Genomic DNA, 2,033 nt, shown 5'->3' with positions numbered 1-2,033 from the left:
GATTACGATTGATGCGGGTCACGAGAAAGACCAGGAGCACGGCGGCCAGAACGAAGCAGACGAACATGCCGTGGATATGGAGGTCGAAAAATTTCGACGAGCCGCGCATGTGATCATGCGCATGCGCCAGGCCGATCTCACGGTAATGCCCTGTGAGCCAGATGAAGCAGCCGCCAGTGAGGACGACGATCGTCCAAGTGAATGGCGGCTGCAAAAGAACAGCGCTGAGGATGACCTGCAGCAGGAACAGCGAAATGAATGGATTCGTCGCGCCGCCGCTGAGGTAGAGCTGAATCGTCAGCGTCGCGACGTCGAACAGCAATTGGACGAACAGTTCGGTGTCGGCGATCGGCGTGTCGCTCGAGCAGCGATAGAGCGTGACGATATTGAGAAAGAAGAGAACGACGATCACCTCTCCCATTTCGAAAATCGGAAGAGGGATGTCGAGCCAGAGATGGGCGACGGCGATCGATGCGATCTGACCGCAGATCGCCACCCAGCGCAGAGTGACAAGGAGCAGGAGATTCTTCGCGTTCGTCGAGTCGTCGACCGAAATCGGCGCTATCCTGTCCTTTGTCCGAGGCCATCGAACACCCCGCCGGCTCAGCGCCGCAACCCTGATCGAAGAAGTCATTTCTCCGCCCGCAGGCCGTGAAAAAATCCGGCGATATTGTCGATGTCCGCATCGCTGAGCGGTTTCGCCATTTCCGTCATGGTCGGATTATGACGCTCTTGCGCGAGCCTGTAGTCCCTCAGCGCCTGCGCCAAATAGTCGCGATTCTGTCCGGCGAGATGCGGGACGCCCGGGACGACGGCGCGGCCGTTCTCGCCATGACAGGCCATGCAGACCTCGGCCCGTTTCCGCCCCGCCGCGACATCCGGCATTTGCGCGAGCGCCGTTTGGATGGGGACGAAAGCGAGGATCGCGACCGCCGCCGAAGAGATCAGCATCGTCGATCGCATCTTCTGTCGTCGCAAGGGAAGCGGCGCGGACGGGACGCAGGCGTTCGATAGGGGCGCCGCGCAAATTTCATGCGTCATCATCATGCTCCAGACAATCAGGGGAGGAAGACATTCTTGACCCAGACGGCGGCGCCATAGGTGAAGAAAGTCGCGATCCAGACGATCAAGACGGCGACGGCGGCGGAACTGAGCCGAGCGACGTTCGCTCCGGGAAAATAGACGTCCCTTACGCGGCCGGCCTGATAGCACAAGGTGAGATAGAAGCCGCCGACGAGTCCGCCGACGCCCAGAAGCGTGGTCGCGAACAAGATCGCCGAGGGCCAATCGACATTCACCTTGTAGTCGTCGATCGAATAGCCAAAAGTCGACAGCATGGAGACGCGAATGATTTCTCGCCAAATGGACAATAGGAGGAGCATGGCCACGCCTGCCCCGAGAAACAAATAGCCACGTCCTGGCGCGCTCTTTGTCCAGACCAGCCAGGCGAGAGCGGGAAGCGACAGGGCGAGCAGAAAGGCGAGTGGATGCGCGACGAGATGGCCGCCGGGCGGAAGATCGGCCGTCCACCAGAGAAACAGCGCCAGTGACACGGGCGAGCCGAAGACCGCGATCTTTCGCCCGAGCGTGCGCGCGAAGGCGAGATAGGAAGGATCGATATCGGAGCGCGGCGCGAAATAGTCGGCATAGGCGAGAAGAAACACGCCGACCGCCGGCGCGGATAGGCTGATGATGAAGAGATAGCGCGGCCATTGAACGGCATGCAGCCGCGCGCCGCTCGTGTCGACGCCGCCACCGGGCGCATACCACTCCATCCAGCGCTCGGGGAGCAGCGCCTGGTAGGTCAGCGCGTGCATGATCAATCCGTCGAGCAGAAATATCACCAGAGCGACGACGGCGTAGGCGATCACGACACGTTTCGCCGAAGCCTCGTTCTTCGCGTAGAAGACGAACCACGAGCAATAGCCAACGATCAGAGTCGCGATAAAGCCGATCGCCCAGCTCGCTGACAGGACATTCGACGCATACCATTGCGGGTCATAGATCACCTGCGTGAACAGCAGAGGCGCGAC

2 protein-coding genes and 1 pseudogene are annotated in these 2,033 nt (G+C 60.6%); all 3 read right to left on the bottom strand.

From position 1 onward, the window contains the following. A pseudogene (locus A1351_RS05095) lies at window positions 1-421 on the bottom strand (sensor histidine kinase); the annotation flags it as partial. Window positions 422-630: 209 nt separating this feature from the next. Next, window positions 631-951, bottom strand: a complete 321-nt coding sequence (locus A1351_RS05090) for a c-type cytochrome (RefSeq protein WP_024881970.1) — start codon at window positions 949-951, stop codon at window positions 631-633. A 107-nt stretch (window positions 952-1,058) separates the two neighbouring features. Then, window positions 1,059-2,033 (bottom strand): hypothetical protein (locus tag A1351_RS25155; protein ID WP_064032405.1); only part of this gene is annotated, 975 nt, incomplete at its 5' end.

This window comes from Methylosinus sp. R-45379 (assembly GCF_001644125.1).
Taxonomy (GTDB): domain Bacteria; phylum Pseudomonadota; class Alphaproteobacteria; order Rhizobiales; family Beijerinckiaceae; genus Methylosinus.
Note: the sequence above shows the minus strand (reverse complement) of the source record. Positions and strands in the feature narration are given on the sequence as shown.

Bases quoted from the DNA above. Each gene is read 5' to 3' on its own strand.
- A1351_RS05090 (WP_024881970.1), bottom strand. From the start codon at position 951: ATGCTGATCTCTTCGGCGGCGGTCGCGATCCTCGCTTTCGTCCCCATC.